Annotated in this window: 18 protein-coding genes; all 18 read right to left on the reverse strand. The window is 64.3% G+C overall.

The features are described from left to right. Positions 1-6: 6 nt before the first annotated feature. The 18 genes from KYT87_RS16450 to KYT87_RS16535 all read right to left on the reverse strand — a co-directional run bounded on the left by KYT87_RS16450 (position 7) and on the right by KYT87_RS16535 (position 16,031). Complete coding sequence (locus tag KYT87_RS16450; protein WP_240433890.1) at positions 7-1,035, reverse strand: LacI family DNA-binding transcriptional regulator; 1,029 nt, start codon at positions 1,033-1,035, stop codon at positions 7-9. 60 nt (positions 1,036-1,095) lie between these two features. Continuing rightward, entirely contained in the window at positions 1,096-1,626 is a 531-nt protein-coding gene (locus tag KYT87_RS16455) for a VOC family protein (protein ID WP_219990379.1), read from the reverse strand. A 9-nt stretch (positions 1,627-1,635) separates the two neighbouring features. Then, positions 1,636-2,400 (reverse strand): SDR family NAD(P)-dependent oxidoreductase, encoded by a 765-nt coding sequence (locus tag KYT87_RS16460; protein WP_120156132.1) that lies wholly within the window; start codon positions 2,398-2,400, stop codon positions 1,636-1,638. A 59-nt stretch (positions 2,401-2,459) separates the two neighbouring features. After that, on the reverse strand, positions 2,460-3,419 hold the full coding sequence (locus tag KYT87_RS16465) for a tripartite tricarboxylate transporter substrate binding protein (protein WP_219990380.1): 960 nt from the start codon (positions 3,417-3,419) through the stop codon (positions 2,460-2,462). 129 nt (positions 3,420-3,548) lie between these two features. Beyond that, on the reverse strand, positions 3,549-3,989 hold the full coding sequence (locus KYT87_RS16470; RefSeq protein ID WP_046805748.1) for a nuclear transport factor 2 family protein: 441 nt from the start codon (positions 3,987-3,989) through the stop codon (positions 3,549-3,551). Between the two features lie 181 nt (positions 3,990-4,170). After that, positions 4,171-4,986: an N-acyl homoserine lactonase family protein gene (locus tag KYT87_RS16475; RefSeq protein ID WP_219990381.1), complete on the reverse strand. Its 816-nt coding sequence runs from the start codon at positions 4,984-4,986 to the stop codon at positions 4,171-4,173. A 14-nt stretch (positions 4,987-5,000) separates the two neighbouring features. Then, positions 5,001-5,714: an ABC transporter ATP-binding protein gene (locus KYT87_RS16480; RefSeq protein ID WP_219990382.1), complete on the reverse strand. Its 714-nt coding sequence runs from the start codon at positions 5,712-5,714 to the stop codon at positions 5,001-5,003. Next, positions 5,701-6,483 carry an ABC transporter ATP-binding protein gene (locus KYT87_RS16485; protein WP_219990383.1) on the reverse strand — a complete coding sequence of 261 codons (783 nt, stop codon included), beginning with the start codon at positions 6,481-6,483 and terminating at the stop codon, positions 5,701-5,703. The genes KYT87_RS16480 and KYT87_RS16485 overlap by 14 nt, the downstream gene beginning before the upstream one ends. Continuing rightward, the gene (locus KYT87_RS16490) at positions 6,480-7,454 is read right to left on the reverse strand and encodes a branched-chain amino acid ABC transporter permease (RefSeq protein WP_120156135.1); all 975 of its coding nucleotides are present in this window, start codon (positions 7,452-7,454) and stop codon (positions 6,480-6,482) included. The genes KYT87_RS16485 and KYT87_RS16490 overlap by 4 nt, the downstream gene beginning before the upstream one ends. 3 nt (positions 7,455-7,457) lie before the next feature. Further along, complete coding sequence (locus KYT87_RS16495; RefSeq protein ID WP_104145056.1) at positions 7,458-8,327, reverse strand: branched-chain amino acid ABC transporter permease; 870 nt, start codon at positions 8,325-8,327, stop codon at positions 7,458-7,460. 18 nt (positions 8,328-8,345) lie between these two features. Then, positions 8,346-9,518, reverse strand: coding sequence for an ABC transporter substrate-binding protein (locus tag KYT87_RS16500; RefSeq protein WP_219990384.1), 1,173 nt, complete (start codon positions 9,516-9,518; stop codon positions 8,346-8,348). Positions 9,519-9,566: 48 nt separating this feature from the next. Then, complete coding sequence (locus KYT87_RS16505) at positions 9,567-10,415, reverse strand: alpha/beta fold hydrolase (RefSeq protein ID WP_219990385.1); 849 nt, start codon at positions 10,413-10,415, stop codon at positions 9,567-9,569. Further along, positions 10,412-10,807 (reverse strand): hypothetical protein, encoded by a 396-nt coding sequence (locus KYT87_RS16510; RefSeq protein WP_219990386.1) that lies wholly within the window; start codon positions 10,805-10,807, stop codon positions 10,412-10,414. The genes KYT87_RS16505 and KYT87_RS16510 overlap by 4 nt, the downstream gene beginning before the upstream one ends. A 111-nt stretch (positions 10,808-10,918) precedes the next feature. Next, positions 10,919-11,590, reverse strand: coding sequence for a 3-oxoacid CoA-transferase subunit B (locus KYT87_RS16515; RefSeq protein WP_219990387.1), 672 nt, complete (start codon positions 11,588-11,590; stop codon positions 10,919-10,921). Then, complete coding sequence (locus KYT87_RS16520; protein WP_046805756.1) at positions 11,580-12,272, reverse strand: 3-oxoacid CoA-transferase subunit A; 693 nt, start codon at positions 12,270-12,272, stop codon at positions 11,580-11,582. Before KYT87_RS16520 ends, KYT87_RS16515 begins: the two co-directional genes overlap by 11 nt. Positions 12,273-12,308: 36 nt before the next feature. Next, positions 12,309-13,481: a thiolase gene (locus KYT87_RS16525; RefSeq protein WP_219992701.1), complete on the reverse strand. Its 1,173-nt coding sequence runs from the start codon at positions 13,479-13,481 to the stop codon at positions 12,309-12,311. Beyond that, positions 13,481-13,879 (reverse strand): Zn-ribbon domain-containing OB-fold protein, encoded by a 399-nt coding sequence (locus tag KYT87_RS16530; RefSeq protein WP_219990388.1) that lies wholly within the window; start codon positions 13,877-13,879, stop codon positions 13,481-13,483. The genes KYT87_RS16525 and KYT87_RS16530 overlap by 1 nt, the downstream gene beginning before the upstream one ends. 64 nt (positions 13,880-13,943) lie before the next feature. After that, positions 13,944-16,031, reverse strand: coding sequence for a 3-hydroxyacyl-CoA dehydrogenase NAD-binding domain-containing protein (locus KYT87_RS16535; protein ID WP_219990389.1), 2,088 nt, complete (start codon positions 16,029-16,031; stop codon positions 13,944-13,946). Between the last annotated feature and the right edge of the window lie 4 nt (positions 16,032-16,035).

Here is a 16,035-nt window from a genome sequence, read left to right on the forward strand (position 1 = left end):
GTAGGGTCAAGACGGCGCTGCGGGCGCGCACGATTCGCGCAATATCAGCTGCGTCTTGATAACGATGCGATCGCCTTGCGCGGGCGCGCTCTGGCGATCAAGTTGCTTTAGGACCAGTTGGGCCGCGCAAGTGCCCACCGCCTCAAGGTCCCAACTAAGCGAGGTGATGGCCGGGCTGAACAGCTGAGACAGATCGGTGTCGCCAATACTGATCACGCTGATATCGTTGGGCACCGCGTCTCCGGTATGACGCAGGGCTTGCAGCACGCCGGACAAAATTCTGGTTCCCAGGCATACAAATGCGGTGGGTCGATTCGCGTGCGACAGCAGCGACATCGCCTCCGAAAACGCAAACTGCATTGCGGACTGTTCCGCCCGGATCAGCGCCGGGTCAGGAACCATGCCGCGCTCTTTGAACGCCTGGCGAAAGCCCGCGATACGCTCTTTGCCGGTGCGCAAATCCGTACCCGGCGTCAACAGCGCAATCCGTGTGTGGCCCAGGTTCAGCAGATACTGGGTCGCCTGGAACGCCCCCGTTGCATGATCCACATGGATACCGACGGACACGTCGCCAAACTCCCGGTCCAGCGCCACAACGGGAACTTCTTGAGACAGCTTGTCGATCAGGTCGGCAGATTCTTTTTCGCACGGGCCCAGAATCAATGCGTCAACGCGGCGGCCGCGAAAGATGTCGATCAGCGACGCTTCGCGACGCCTTTCGTTATGCGTGCTGGCCACCAGCAACGAATAGCCTTCGGCCTGTAGCGCGGTCTCGGTGGCCGTGATGATGCGGGCGTACAGCGGGTTGGCCAGGTCGGACACCAGCAGCCCGATCACGCCCGAGGACTTCGTGCGCAGGCTTCTGGCCACGGCATCCGGGCGATAGTCCAGGCTGCGTACCGCCTGCTCGACCGCCGCAATGGCGGCCTCGCTGACACGGCCGGTGCGGTTCAGCGCGCGCGACGCCGTGCCCAGGGATACCCCCGCTTTCTTGGCGACGTCGCGTATGGTGATTCGGGTGCTTCGGTCTTTCATGATGTTGGTTTTGTCTGTGCCGGAAGTGGCTAACATACACCGTCTTCGGCACCGGGCCGGCTAGGTGCGCGGGCGTATCGGCGCGGATCCATCCCAGGTTTCAGCCGCCCTTCTGATCTCGTCGAAATATTCGCCCTTGCCGCCTTTCATTTCAGACACTTCGATCATGCCGCTGGGCAAATCAGGATGCACGAAGTACGCAAAGCGGCCGCGCAGGCCCATTCTTCCGCCGTGCCCTTCTTCGTAGCCACTGCCACGCAGCCGGTCGCAAAACTCGTCGAAGTTATCCAGCGTCCAGAACGCCACGTGCTGCGCGCATTCCCCGCTTGCACGCAGGGAATCCAGATAGAGCGATGGCGCATCGTCTCGTTGCTGGATCAGCTCGATTTGCAGGTCGCCGGAATTGGCCAATGCAATCGACAAGCGCGGTGGTTGCGAGACCTGGCCGCGATATCGGAATTCCGTGGTCCCCACCTCTTCCTTGTAGAACCAGGGCCCGACGCCAAGCACCTCGGACCAGTGGCGCATGGCCTTTTCAATGTCGCGGACTACATAGCCCACTTGCCGGACGCCGCCAAAAAGCTTGCTCATTGATGTTCCTTAATTCATGTGGGCGCCGCCGTTGATATCCAACGTCGTGCCGGTGATGTAGCTGGAAAGGTCGCTGGCCAGGAACAGGCAGCCGCCCGCGATTTCATGTGGGCGTCCGGCGCGACGCAGCGGCCAGACTTGCGCGGCGTCGTCCTTGCTTTCATCCGAGCGTCCGGTGCGCGAAAAGTCCGTGGTGATCAGGCCTGGCGCAATCGCGTTGGCGCGGATCTTGTGTTCGCCGAATTCCTTGGCCATGGCGCGGGTAATGCCCTGCACGCCCGCCTTGGCGGCGCAGTAATGGGCGCCGCCGAAGATGCCGCCGCCGTTTTGCGCCGACAGCGACGAAATGGAAATGATGCTTCCCCCGGCGCGCTGAACCATGAAGGGGATGACCGCTTGGCTCAGGTTGAAAACGCCGGTCAGGTTGACCCGCAGGATGCGTTCGAAGTCGGCGGGGGTGATGTCCCGGAACGTGGCTTTCTGCGTGATCGCCGCGTTGTTCACCAGCACGTCGACGACGCCGCCGGACCAGGCGGCCACCTTGTCGATGGCAGCGCGACATTGCTCGTCGCTGCCCACGTCGCAAGCCAGCGCAAGCAGCTGAGCCGCCGGGGCGCCCAGGTCCGCCGCGCTTTCCTGTATGCGTGCCTCGTCAACGTCCAGGATCGCCACGCGCGCGCCATGCTCAAGAAAGAGCTTTGCGGTGGCTTTACCGATGCCTTTGGGGTGCGCGGCCCCCGAGATGACAGCCACGCGGTCTTGAAGCAGTTTCATAGTGTCTCGTGCAAGAAAGGGGGCAACGCGACGGTTCGTTGCCACAGCCAAGGAACCGTCTATTGCGGCGTAATGCCGGCTTCTTTCGCCACCACGCGCCACGCTTCGATGTCGGCCACATTTGCCCTTTGATGTGCGGGCCCGGCAACGTACCGAGCCGAAATGCCAAGGCCAAGCAACTTGTCGATCACTTCCTGTTCCTTCAGCACCTTTTCCAAGGTGCCGGACAGGCGATCGACGATGGGCTGGGGCGTGCCGGCGGGCACGTACATCGCCCAATTCAAATCGCGGTCAAAGTCGATGCCCTGTTCCTTGTAGCTGCGAACTTCCGGCACGCTGGGCGAACGCTTGGTACAGACGGCCAGCCCCTTCACCTTGTGTTGCGTGACCATCGGCGTGGCGGTGGCCATGTCGACAAAACCCAGGTCGATATGCCCGCCCATGATGTCCGTCATGATCTGCGTGGTGCCCTTGTAGGGCACGTGCTGCATCTTCAGGTTGCCCTTCTGCACCATGACTTCGCCGCAGAAGTGCCCCGTTGAGCCGATGCCCCAGCTTGCGTACTGGATAGAGTCCTTGCGGGATTCCGCCAGTTTCTTCAGCCCTTCAATATCGTTGGCCGGGAAGTTGTTGTTGGCGACCACCATGATGGCCGAATTGCCGATGGCGCCCAGCGACGTAAAGCTTTTGATCGGGTCATACGGCAGGTCCTTGTAGACCGACGGAGACAGGATGTGCGTGGTCATCCCCCCGATGGTGATCGTGTAGCCGTCCGGCGCCGAGCGGGCCACGGCGGCGATGCCGATCGTGCCGCCCGCGCCGGGCTTGTTCTCGACGATGACGGGCTGCTTCAGTTCGGCTGAAAACCGCTCTGCCAGAATCCGGCCCAAGGTGTCGCCACCGCCGCCGGCCGAGAACGGCAACAGCATGCGAATCGGGCGATTCGGGTAGTCGTCGGCATGGGCCGCGCCCATGCCCAGCAAGGTCAGCAGCGCGGCTGCAACGGACAGCTTCTTCATTGTTGTCTCCTCGGATTTATCTCCGGGTGCAGCGCCTGACCGGCCTGCCCGGTTTTTTCTGTAGAACGCATTGGCCCAACCAGGTTGCCCGCCTCCTGAACGGAACAACCGCTACCGCTACCGCTATCCCTACAACAACCCGAGCGAACGCAGCTTGGCGTTCTGACAGGTGTACGGACGCTCGCAGATCACCTTGGCCGAGTTGGGCGCGAATTCGAACGTGGCCGCCATGCGAACGCGAAACTGGCGTCCCGTCGGCTCGTACGTCTTGCCGTCAACAGTGAACGGGCCGGCATGCGTGCCGGAAAGCCAGAATTCCACCAGGACGATGTCCGTGCCCTCGGCGGCGGCCACCGCGATGATCTCGTTCTTCAAGTCGGGAAACGAGGCCCGCGACGACTCGAAATACCCCATGACTTCGCTCTCGCCGTCAAAGACCGCACCACTGGAGTGCATCTCGTATCGGGGATGTTCGAAGGTGTCGATGACCTTGTCCCACTCCTGAACGCATTCCAGCGCCATGTGGTCAACGACGGTCTTCACGCGTGCAGCCTGCAACTCGGTACTCATGGAAATCCTCTTTTGTGGAAACGTTTCCGCAGATTATGGACGCGCTGTAAGTCCATAAAAAGCTAGGGATTACGATAATTAGTGGAAACGATAACGCAGCCCGGTCCGACGAGGCGGCGCTCGGGACCGGGCTGCGCGTGAGGGCGGGCTTGAACGGTTGGGGCGGTAAGGGGAAACGTTGTTACGGCTGCTGCGCACCGTCAGGCAGAAGTTCGCGATGCAGCATCACCACGTGCGCTGACTCCTGCCACTTTGGATACCGATCCAGCACCAACGGATCATGCCCCGGCACGACATGCTGCTCGGACTGCGCCGCGTCAAACAGCTTGGCGTATCCCGACAGCATCTGGGCCGTGTTGTAGACGATGGGAAACGGCCGGCCCTGCCCCATGTTTTCGTAGTAGTGGCTGGCGTCGGACGCCAGCACTACCCAGCCGCGTTCGGTATGCACGCGCACCGCTTGCAGGCCTTTCGTGTGGCCGCCGATATGCAGCAGTTCCAGGCCCGGCAACAACGTGCTGTCGCCGTCATGAAACTGCACCCGGCCGTCGTACACGCGCCGCACCAGCGCGATCACATCCTCTACTGCGTAGGCATGCCGCAGCGGTTCAAAGCACATGCAACGGCCGGTGGCGAAGTCAAGCTCATCGTCTTGCACGTGAAAGCGCGCCTGCGGCAACAAGTCCAGGTTGCCCGCATGGTCGTAATGCAGATGGGTCAGCACCACGTGCTGCACGTCTTCTGGCTGCACGCCAAGTTGGGCCAGGGCCGAGATCGGGCACTGGATCAGCTCACGCCGCCGCACCCGCGCCATGTCCGCATTGAACCCCGTGTCGACCAGAACAACGCGGCCCGCGCCGCGTATCAACCACACGTAGAAGTCCATGGGCATGTCGCCGTCATGCGGATCGCCGCCCAGGAAGTTGTCGCGTCGCTGGCGCGGCATGCGGGCGTAGCGGATGGCGTAGATTTCGTATTCGGGAAGAACGTTCTGCATCGCCAAGGCTCTCTTCATATGCCCAGATAGGCTTTCTGCACGAAGGGGTCGGCCAGCAGGTCGGCGCCCTTGCCGCTGCGCACCACCTCGCCATGTTCGAACGCATAGGCATGATGCGCCAGGCGCAGCGCCAGCCGCGCGTTTTGCTCCACCAGCACAATGGCGATGCCGCTGTCGCGGTTGATGCGCTCAATGGCGTCCGCGATTTCGGCCACGACCTTGGGCGCGATGCCCAACGACGGTTCATCCAGCATCAACAAGCGGGGTTGTGCCATCAGCGCGCGGCCGATGGCCACCATCTGCTGCTCGCCACCGGACAACGAGCCCGCCAACTGTGCACGCCGTTCCTGCACACGCGGAAACAGCGTGTAGACCTCGTCCAGCCGCGCGCGAACGCGGCTGCGCGACCTCACCCCATGCGCGCCGGCCATCAGGTTATCCAGCACGGTCATGCGGCCGAACAAGCGCCGCCCCTCCGGCGACAAGGACAAGCCGGCCGATACGCGCGCCGCCGAAGCCAGCCCCGCGATGTCTTTCCCGTCAAACACAATGCGCCCGCCCGCGGCCGGCGCCAGGCCGATCAGCGCTTTCAAGGTAGAGCTTTTGCCTGCGCCGTTCGAGCCGACCAGCGCAACGATCTGGCCTTGTTCAACCGTAAAGCTGATGCCGCGCACCGCCTCCAGCGGCCCGTAGCGAACCTTCAGGTCCTGGACGTCAAGCATGGGCATAGTCGGGCGCTCCCAGATAGGCTTCGATCACGGCGGGGTTGTCGCGGATGGCTTGCGGCGTGCCCTCGGCGATTTTTTCTCCCTGCACCAGCACCACGATGCGATGGCAAAGTTCCATGACCAGCGCCATGTGATGTTCCACCAGCAGCATCGTCAGCCCTTCCTCGGATTGCAGGCGGCGCAGCAACCGCCCCAGCTCGTTGCATTCTTCATGGTTCAGCCCCGCCGCCGGCTCGTCCAACAACAACATGCGCGGCCGGCAGGCCAGCGCAACGGCGATGCCCAGCTTTTTCTGCAAGCCGTAGGCGAGCGATCCGGCCGCCGCGTCGCGCCAGCCTTGCAGGTCTAGCAGGACCAGCAGCCGGTCGACCTCCCGCGTCACTTCCGACGCCGGCAACAGATCCTGGTTACGCCCGGCCAGACGACGCAGCCACGAATGCTGAATGCGCGACAGCATGCCGCGCCGGATGTTCTCGGCCACGGTGGCCTCGGGATAGGTCGAGGTGGATTGAAACGTACGAGCCAGCCCTCGCACCACGACACGGCTGGGCGGGCCGCCGGAAATATCACGGCCATCGAAATGCACGGAGCCCGACGACGGCGGCATCGTGCCGCTGATGACGTTGAAGGCCGTTGTCTTGCCCGCGCCGTTGGGGCCGATCAAACCCACGATTTCGCCCGGCGCGATGGCGAAGCTGACGTTGCGCAAGGCTGCCAAGCCGCCGAAGCTGCGCGACAGGCCCTGCACCTGCAATAAAGGTGGATTCATGGGGACTCCTTGTGCCGACGCGATTGCCACGGCCCCGGCAAGCCGGCCAGGCCCGCCGGCAGAAAACGCAGGATCAGGATCAGCGCCGCGCCGTAAAAGATGTGCTGCGTTTGCACCGCGCCGCGAAACAGCTCGGGCAGCGGCGTCAGCACCATAGCGCCGATCAGCCCGCCCCATACTGAGCGGCGGCCGCCGATGACCAGCATGATGATGAAGCCGATGGATATGCTGGCGTTGAATGACTCGGGCGACACGTACCCCACGTAGCGCGCCTGCAAGGCGCCGCCCACTGCCGCCAGCGCGCAACCGGCCACAAAGGCGCACAGCTGGATCCGGTGCACGCTAAGGCCGGTGGATTCGGCCAGGGCCGGGTTCGCGGCCACGGCGTCGATGGCGTGGCCGAATGGCTGCCTTGCCACCGCGCTCAACAGCGCGACGGAGCCCAGGGCCACGCACAGCGCCAGACCGTAAAAGCTGGCCCGCGTATCGAACACGATACCGGCCAGCGCGGCCGGCGGGATGCTGGCGACTCCGTTCGCGCCACCCGACCAGGACGACCCGTCCAGCAAAATCAGCCGCACCAGTTCCCCGAACGCAAACGTCACCAGCACGAAATAAACGCCTTTCAAGCGCAGGATGATCGCGCCCAATATCAGCGCCACACCCGCCGTCAACGCCACCCCCACCAAGGTGGACGGCAAAAAGCCCCAGCCCAGGTAGCGGGCGCCCAGCACCGAGCCGTAGGCGCCCAGCGCGACGAAGGCCGCGTGTCCCAACGACAATTGCCCGCAGCGCGCAATCAGCGCCAAGCCGTTGACGATCAGCACGTTCAGGCAGGTCAGCACCGCCAGATGTTGCGCGAACGGCCCGGCAAACCACGGCGTGCACGCGGCCACGGCCAGCGCTGCCCACAACAGCCAGCGTAATGGCGCGGGCCGCGTCACGGCGGCATCAAGTGAAAGGTCCGTCATGGTTTATGCCTCCCCCCGGCCCAGCAAGCCCTTGGGCCGCACGACCAACATCACGATTACGACGGCGAAAATCAGCATGTCCGCCGTGCTGCTGTCGAACAGCAGGCTGCCATAGCTTTCCGCCAGGCCCAGCGCCAGGCCCGCGAAAGCCGCGCCCGGGATGCTGCCCAGCCCACCCAGGATCACGACGATGAACGCCTTGAGCAGCGGCGTGGCGCCCACGAATGGCGACACCGAGAACAGCGGCGCCATCAGCGCACCGGCCACCGCTGCCAGCCCTACCCCCAGGCCAAAACCCAGCGGGTAATAGATGCGCGAGCGGATACCCTGGATGCCGGCAATCTCAAAGTCCTCGACCACGGCGCGCAGCGCGCGGCCCGGCCGCGAGTGACGCAGGAAGCCATACAGCAAGGCCAGCGCCAGCAAGGCGAACACCACCACGTACACGCGCGACAACGGCACAACGAGCTTGCCCATGCGGGCGGTGCCCTGCGCCACGGCGGGCATGGACAAGGGGTCGGGGCCGAAGAACATCAAGGCCAGGTTTTGCAGGATCATCGCCAGGCCGATGGTGGCGATCATGCCGTTCAGTTCGTCCCGGCGAAACGGCTTGAGCACGCCCCATTCCAGCACCGCGCCGCCGACCACCGACAACGCAAAGGTCAGCGCCACGGCAGGCAGAAACGAGAAGCCCGCCTGGGTCGTCAGGTAGTAGGCGCCAAAAGCGCCCAGCATGTAGAACTCGCCGTGGGCAAAGTTCACCATCCGCATCACGCCGAACACCAGCGTGAAGCCCACCGCCATCAACAGATACAGCAATCCCACGATCAAGCCGTTGATCGTGGCCTGCGTCAGCAAAATGCTCCAATCCACGTGGCATCCCCCGCCGCGCTAGCGGCATCCCTCGACGGTGCAGCGCGCGCGGATCACCTCGCGGCCATCCTTGACCTCGGCCACGTAGAACGGCGCGTTCAACTGATGGTTGATGCCGTACATGGCCTTGCCCGTCCAGCTAAGCTTGCCCAGTGATCCGTCAAAGCCTTCCAGCTTTTCCAGTTCGACGCGCACGCGGTCCGTGTCTTCCACCGTGCCGGCGCGGCGCATGGCTTCGAACAGCATGTTGGTGCCGTCATAAAACGCGGGGCTGAAGCCGTTCATCGCGTGCTTGTACTTGGCGGCATACCGCTGGGTGTAGGCCTTGGTAGCGGGCAGCTCGGGATCGATCGGCGTATGGACGAACATGCCCTCGGTAGCCGCCTTGCCGGCCACGTTGACGATTTCCTGCGTGGCCGGGCCGCCAGTACGCACGATGCGTCCTTCAAAGCCCAGTTCGCGCGCCTGCTTCACGATCAAGCCGGCGGTGGTGGGCGAATTGCCGTCCAGTTCGATGGCGTCGATGCCGCGCGCCATCATGCGCGTCAGCACGGGCACGAAGTCGACCCGGTCGCGTTCGAAGAATTCCTTGACGGACAAGGCCGCGCCCGCCTTCTTGTAGGCAGCTTCCAGGTCCAGCGCAATCTGCTGCCCGGTTTCGTCGTTGGGGAACAGCGCCCCCACCTTGCGCAGGCCTTGCGATTTGACCAGCCAGTCGATCTGCGGCTGCGACACCTCGGCCGTGGTGACGTTGGGACGGAACGTATAGGGCTTGTCCGCGGCCAGCGCCTTGGCGGTAAAGCCCAGCGTCATGACGATCACTTTGTTCTTTTCCGTCATGGGCTGGATGGCCAGCACCGGCGCCGATCCCACCGGGCCGATCACATAGCGCACCTTGTCCTCGAACACCAGGCGGTTGGCCACGGTGACGGCTTCGTTGGCCTGGTACTTGTCGTCATAGGCCACCACCTGCACGCGATACTTCTTGCCGTCCACCTCCAGTCCGCCCGCCTCGTTCACCTGGTCCGCCGCAATCTCGGCGGCATTTTTCATGCCCTGCCCCCAGGCGGCGCCGGCGCCGGACAGCGTGACCAAGGCGCCAAGCTTGAGAGTGCCTTGTGCCTCTTGCGCCTTGACGGCGGGAACCGCGGCCAGCGCAAAGATGCCGGCCAGAATGATCGGATAACGCATGATGCCTCCTGTGAGTCGCGGGCAATGCCGCCCGTCGTTGTTGCCGCGCTATAGGCGGGCGATGGCGTCCAGCACCGGCAATATGTAGCCGCGAAACTGCTGTGGGTTCTCGCTCATGGGGAAATGCCCCAATTCGCGCATGATGGTGACCTGCGCACCGGGAATACCGGCGGCGGTGCGCAAGGTGTCTTCGGGCGTGCACGAAAAGTCGTATTCCCCCGTCAACAGAAATAGCGGACAACGCTCGGTGCGGATGCCGTCCAGCCGGCCCCGCAAATCGCCGTCGACACGGTAGAAATACAGGTCGCCGCGAAACACGCCGGGGCCGCCCTGCATGTATTGCCACAAGGTTTCGTGGCGATAGACGTCCGGCGACTGCGGCGCCACCAAGCCCGATACCAAGGCCGCGCAGACCTCGCCGCCATGGACGTCGCCGCGATGCAGCCACGAGGTGTCGTACCAGGGCTGCTGGAAATCAGCCGCTTCGACTCCGATCAACGCGCGGAAACGTTCGGCGTGCTGATGCGCCAGCTGCAACACGATACGTCCGCCGATCGAGCAGCCGATCAGCGCGGGGCGATCCAGCGCCAACGCCTGGCAGAACGCCATGACCGTTTCCACATAACGTTCGGTGGACAAGCGATATTCCTCGTCCTGCCAGCCGGCCGGCGGGTAGGACTTGCCGTGCCATGGCATGTCGAAAGCAATGACGCGATAGCGCGACGTGATGTCCGCATCGCACAGCATGTGGCGGTACTGGCGGCTGTCGGCGCCGGCGGTGTGCAGGCAGACCAGCGGGATGCCCTCGCCCGCTTCTTCGAAGTAAACACGGCAAGGCTTGCCGCCGATGTCGATGTGCACATAACGGCCAACGATGGGTTCCAGGGCGGCGTTCATGCGTGCACCTCGCGGCCCCTGGCCAGCAGATCCTTGACGAACTGCAAGTGCGCCATCAAGGGTTGCAAGTTGCCTTCGATAGCCAGTTCGCCGCGCTTGCTCAGCGCAAAGATGTCATGCCAGCCCGCATCCGGCACGGCTTGCCAGAAGCGCGACCAAGCGGCGGCAGAGGCGCGCAGCGATACGTCGCAGGAAGGCAGCGGCGCAGCGGGCGCGTCGGCGCTGGTGACCCGGCCGTCGCGAATGCGTACAAGCAGCGGCGCATCGCCGACCCGCACCAGCAGGTCCATATCGACCTGGCGCGGCCGCGAGAATGATAACGCGCGGCTACGGAATCGATGCGCAAGCTGCGCGTCCGACGCGTGTTGCGCTGGCGTGGCGTGGTTTTCCATTGTCTCTTCCCGCTTATATTGTTCTTATGTGCAGAACGTATATTCTTTCTATAAGAACATTCTAAGTATCGAAAACTTCCCCTGTCAACACGGGGAAGTACGAGCCGAAGGCTATTCAGGCGACAACACCCGCCAATCGTCCGCCAGCGTCAGCGGGCAATCCGTCAGGTCCTGCAAGGCGTCAAACCGCAGCCCCGCCACCATCGCGATCACTCGCATGCCATCCGGCAGCACATCGATGATGGCCAGATCAGAATAGATGCGGTCGACCACGCCCGCGCCAGTCAGTGGATAAGTGCATTCGCGCACGATCTTGGGCCGCCCATCCTTGGTCACGTGGTCCATCGTGATGTAGACCTGGCGCGCGCCGGCCACCAGGTCCATCGCGCCGCCCACGGCCGGAATCGTGCCCGGCGCACCGGTGTCCCAGTTGGCCAGGTCGCCGCGCGCGGACACCTGGAATGCGCCCAGCACCGTCAGGTCCAGATGGCCGCCGCGCATCATGGCGAACGACACCACGTGGTCGGTAATGGATGCGCCCGGCAACAAGGTCACCGCTTCTTTGCTGGCGTTGATCAGGTCCAGGTCCAGCGGCGCCTCGGGATCGCCCGGCCCCATGCCGACGATGCCGTTTTCGGTGTGCAAGATCACATCGCGGTCGGCCGGTAAAAAGGCCGATACCAGCGTCGGTATGCCGATGCCCAGGTTCACATAGGCGCCATCCGGAATGTCCTGGGCCACCAGGCGTGCAATCTGGCGTCGATTCAGCTTTTCATATTCCATGATCGCGCTCCACTTGCACCACTCGTTTAACGAAAATTCCCGGCGTCATGACGTGTTCGGGCGGGATGGCGCCCAGCTCCACGATGCTGTCCACCTGCGCCACCGTGGTGGTGGCCGCCATGCACATCACCGGCGCGAAATTGCGCCCGGCATAGCGGTACACCAGATTGCCCCAGCGGTCTGCCGTGCGCGCCTTGACGAAAGCAAAGTCGCCCTTCAACGGGGCTTCCAGCACGTACCCAACGCCGTCTATCACGCGCGTCTCCTTGCCTTTCGCCAAGGGCGTGCCAAAGGCGGTCGGCGTGAAAAACGGCCCCAGCCCCGCGCCCGCCGCGCGCATGCGCTCGGCCATCGTGCCCTGCGGCACGCATTCCAGCTCGATTTTTCCCGCGTGATAGGCCTCGGCGAAGGCGGCGGCGTTTGGGTTCTTGCGATCCGACGAACGCGCAAACGAGCAGACCATCTTGCGCACCCGGCCTGCTCGCACCAATTGGCTCAGGCCACGTTCGCCATTGCCGGCGTTGTTATTGACGATGGTCAGGTCGCGCGCGCCTTGGTCAAGCAGCGCGCAAACCAGTTCGGTCGGTACGCCCGAGGCGCCAAAGCCGCCGATCAGAATCACCGCGCCGTCTTGCACGCCGGCCACCGCGGCGGCCAGCGTATCGACTGTTTTGTCCAGCATGAAAATCCCTTTTCTAAGGAAGGCGCAAGGCCGGCGTCAGCGCGTGGACGGGCCGCCCAGGATGGCGGTGGACTGGCTGGACAAGGTGCCGCCGTTGCCGTGTACCAGCGCAATATCCGCGCCCGCCACCTGTCGTTCGCCCGCCTGAGCCCGCAGCTGACGCACGGCTTCTATCACCAGGAAAATGCCGTACATGCCGGGATGCACGCACGACAAGCCGCCGCCGTTCGTGTTCACCGGCAGACGCCCACCGGGCGCAATGCCGCCGCCCTGAACAAAGGCGCCGCCTTCGCCCTTTTTGCAAAAGCCCAGGTCTTCCAGGAACAGCAGCGTGTTGATCGTGAAGGCGTCATAAAGCTCGGCCACGTCCACGTCCGCCACGTTCAAACCAGCCATGGCCAGCGCGCGCTTGCCGGATTCCGCCGCCGCCGTCACGGTCAGGTCTTCCATGGACGATATCTGGCGGTTCCACACCGCCGTGGCGCTGCCCAGCACGTACACGGGAGGCTGCCGCAGCTGGCGGGCGCGGTCGGCGCGCACCATCACGTAGGCGCCGCCACCGTCGCTGACCAGGCAGCAGTCGCGCACCGTCAATGGATCCGAGACCGGGCGCGAACGCAGCACGTCCTCGATCGATAAGGGGTCGCGCATCGCGGCCTCGGGGTTCAGCGCCGCCCAAGCGCGCGCCGCGACGGCCACTTCGGCCAGCTGTTCGCGGGTTGTGCCGTATTGATGCATGTGGCGGGCGGCGGCCAACGCGTAGGACGTCACGGGCTGTAGCGGCGAATACGGATGTTCGAATGGTTGGGGGTCCAGCAACGTACGCGCCTTGATGCCTTCCTTGCGGCCGAACGTGGCGGTCTTTTGCGTGCTGCCATAGCAGACCAGCACCGCATTGCATTGCCCGGACGCCAATGCCATCACCGAGGGCAGCAGGTGCGAGACAAAGCTGGACCCACCCAGCATCGTGGCTTCGATATACCGAGGACGCAGGCCCAGGTATTCGGCAACGGGCATGCTCCACATCGTGGCCGATGAACTGCATGTGGCCAGCCCGTCGATATCCTTCATGGTCAGCCCGGCATCGGCCACTGCCCGCGACGCGGCCTGGGCCAGCACTTCCATTTCGGTGTAGCCGTGCGCTTCGCCCAGGCCCGCGTGCCCGACCCCGGCAATGGCGACCCGGCCGCGCAGTGATTCCAGCGTCATCATGCGGCCTCCACAGGCTCGAACACCACCAGCGGCTCGGCCGCATCCAACAACACCCGCGCCTTGATCGGCATGCCGATCCGCAGCCGTTCCAACGGCACGCCGTCCACCCGGCTCATCATGCGCGCGCCCTCGTCCAGATCGATCAGCGCCACGTTGTAGTCGCCGCCCGCTTCCGCCTTGCGCCGCACGATGCTGAACGAATAGACCGTGCCGGTGCCCGCGGGCTCGATCCACGCCAGGTCCGTCGCGCCGCAGTGCATGCACAGTGTGCGGGGAAAGAACTGATGCCGCTCGCATGCCCTGCAACGTTGAATTTGAAAACGGCCTTTGGCCAACGCGGCAAAGTACTGTTCCTGTGGCCCCCGCGACAGGGCCTCGGCTTGTTCCGTATGCATTGCTGTCTCCTTCTATTTGTTCTGAGTCGCCGCGCCCGATGTCACGGCGCGGCGGGCCAACGATTTACAAGTCCGCAAAACGCTTGCCCTGCGCCACCAGGCGTTCCAATAACGGGGCGGGCTGCCAAAGTTCGCCGTGTTGATCTTGAAAGCGCCGAATCGTGGCCAGCACATTCGGCAAGCCTTGCTGGTCGGCATAAAACAGCGGGCCGCCCCGATGCCCCGGAAAGCCGTAGCCGTTGACGTAGATGACGTCGATATCCGACGCGCGGCGGGCGATGCCCTCTTCCAGGATGCGCGCGCCTTCGTTCACCAGCGCGTACATCGTGCGCTGCACGATTTCCTCGTCGGTGATGTCGCGTCGCACGATGCCGTCCTGGCGCGCGCATGCCTCGATCAACGCCAACACCCGCGCGTCTTCCAACGGCTCACGGCTGCCCGCTGCGTAGCGATAAAAGCCGGCGCCCGTCTTCTGTCCAAAGCGCCCTTGTTCGCACAGGTTGTCGGCCACGCGCGAATAGCGCAGGTGCGCCGGCCGGGTCGATGCGGTGCGCTTGCGAAACGCCCAGCTGATGTCCAGACCCGCCATGTCCGCCATGCGCAGCGGCCCCATGGCCAGCCCAAAACGCTGCAAGGCGCCGTCCACCTGCGACGGCGACGCCCCCTCTTCCAGCAGAAAATGCGCCTCGCGCGTGTAAGGGCTGACCATGCGGTTGCCGACGAATCCGTCGCATACGCCCACCAGCACCGGCAACTTGTCCATGCGGCGCGCCAGCTGGAACACCGAGGCGATGACGTTGCCATCCGTCTGGCCACCCTTGACCACTTCCAGCAAGCGCATGACGTGGGCCGGGCTGAAGAAGTGCATGCCTAACACCTGGGCGGGCCGACGCGTAAAGCCGGCGATCTTGTCGATATCCAGACGCGACGTGTTCGAGGCCAGAATCGCCAACGGCTTGCACACCGCGTCCAGCGCGGTGAAGATCTGGCGCTTGACGTCCATGTCCTCGAACGCGGCTTCGATCGCCAGATCGACATCGCGCAGATCGTCCATATCCAGTGACGGGCGGATGCGCGCCTGCCGTTCGTCCACCTGCGCCGCCGTCAGCTTGCCCTTCGCCGCCGTCGCGGCGTAGTTCTTGCGGATGGCCGACCAGCCGCGTTCCAGCGCCTGCGCATCGCGTTCGACCAGCACGACGTCCAGCCCGGCGTTGGCCAGGCTCATCGCGATACCGCCGCCCATCGTGCCCGCGCCGACCACGCCCACGGTCGTGATGCCGGCTGTGGCCGTCCACTCCTTCGGCAATTTGACGGCGGCGCGTTCGGCAAAGAACAGGTGACGCTGCGCCTTGGACTGGCTGCCGTTGACGAGGTCCAGAAAGTGCTCGCGTTCAAACGCCAGGCCGTCTTCCAGCGTGCTGTGGGTGGCAGCTTTCACGCAATCGATGCACGCCAGCGGCGCCACGCAGCCACGATAACGGCGGGCGGCCTGTTCGCGGGCACGCTCGTACACGCCCGAATCTTGCGGCGCGGGCACCTGCCGCGCGCCCACGTTGCGCCCGGCCAGTGGCGCGTCGGCCTTCGCCCGCGCATAGGCAGCGGCGCGTTCGGGCAGATTGTCGGCCACGACCGCATCAAGCAGGCCCCAGTCCAGGCCGGTTGCGGTGTCGATGGGGTCGCCCTGCGCAATCATCGTCAGCGCGCGCTCGACGCCGACGAGTCTGGGCAGCCGCTGCGTGCCGCCCGCGCCGGGCAGCACGCCCAGCTTCACCTCGGGCAGACCCAGCGACGCGCCTTGCAGCGCGATCCGGTAATGACAACCCAGCGCCAGCTCCAGCCCACCGCCCAAGGCGGCGCCATGTATTGCCGCAACGATGGGTTTGGATGCGCCTTCGATCAACGCGATCAGGGACCGCAGTGTCGGTTCGCGCGTCGACATAGGGGTATTGAATTCCCGGATCTCGGCCCCGCAACAAAAGAAGCCGCCGTCCCCGATCAAGACCAGTGCGCGAACTTCCGGGTCCTGTAGCGCGTCCTTGATGCTCGCTTGCAATTCGCTGCGCAAGTCCGAGCTCAAGCTATTGACCGGCGGGTTGCGCAACTGCATCATCGCGACCCGGCCCGCCTCGGTTCGTTCCGTATGGATCAGCATGGCG

Source organism: Achromobacter sp. ES-001, from assembly GCF_019448355.1.
In the GTDB taxonomy this organism is placed as follows: Bacteria; Pseudomonadota; Gammaproteobacteria; order Burkholderiales; family Burkholderiaceae_B; genus Achromobacter; species Achromobacter spanius_B.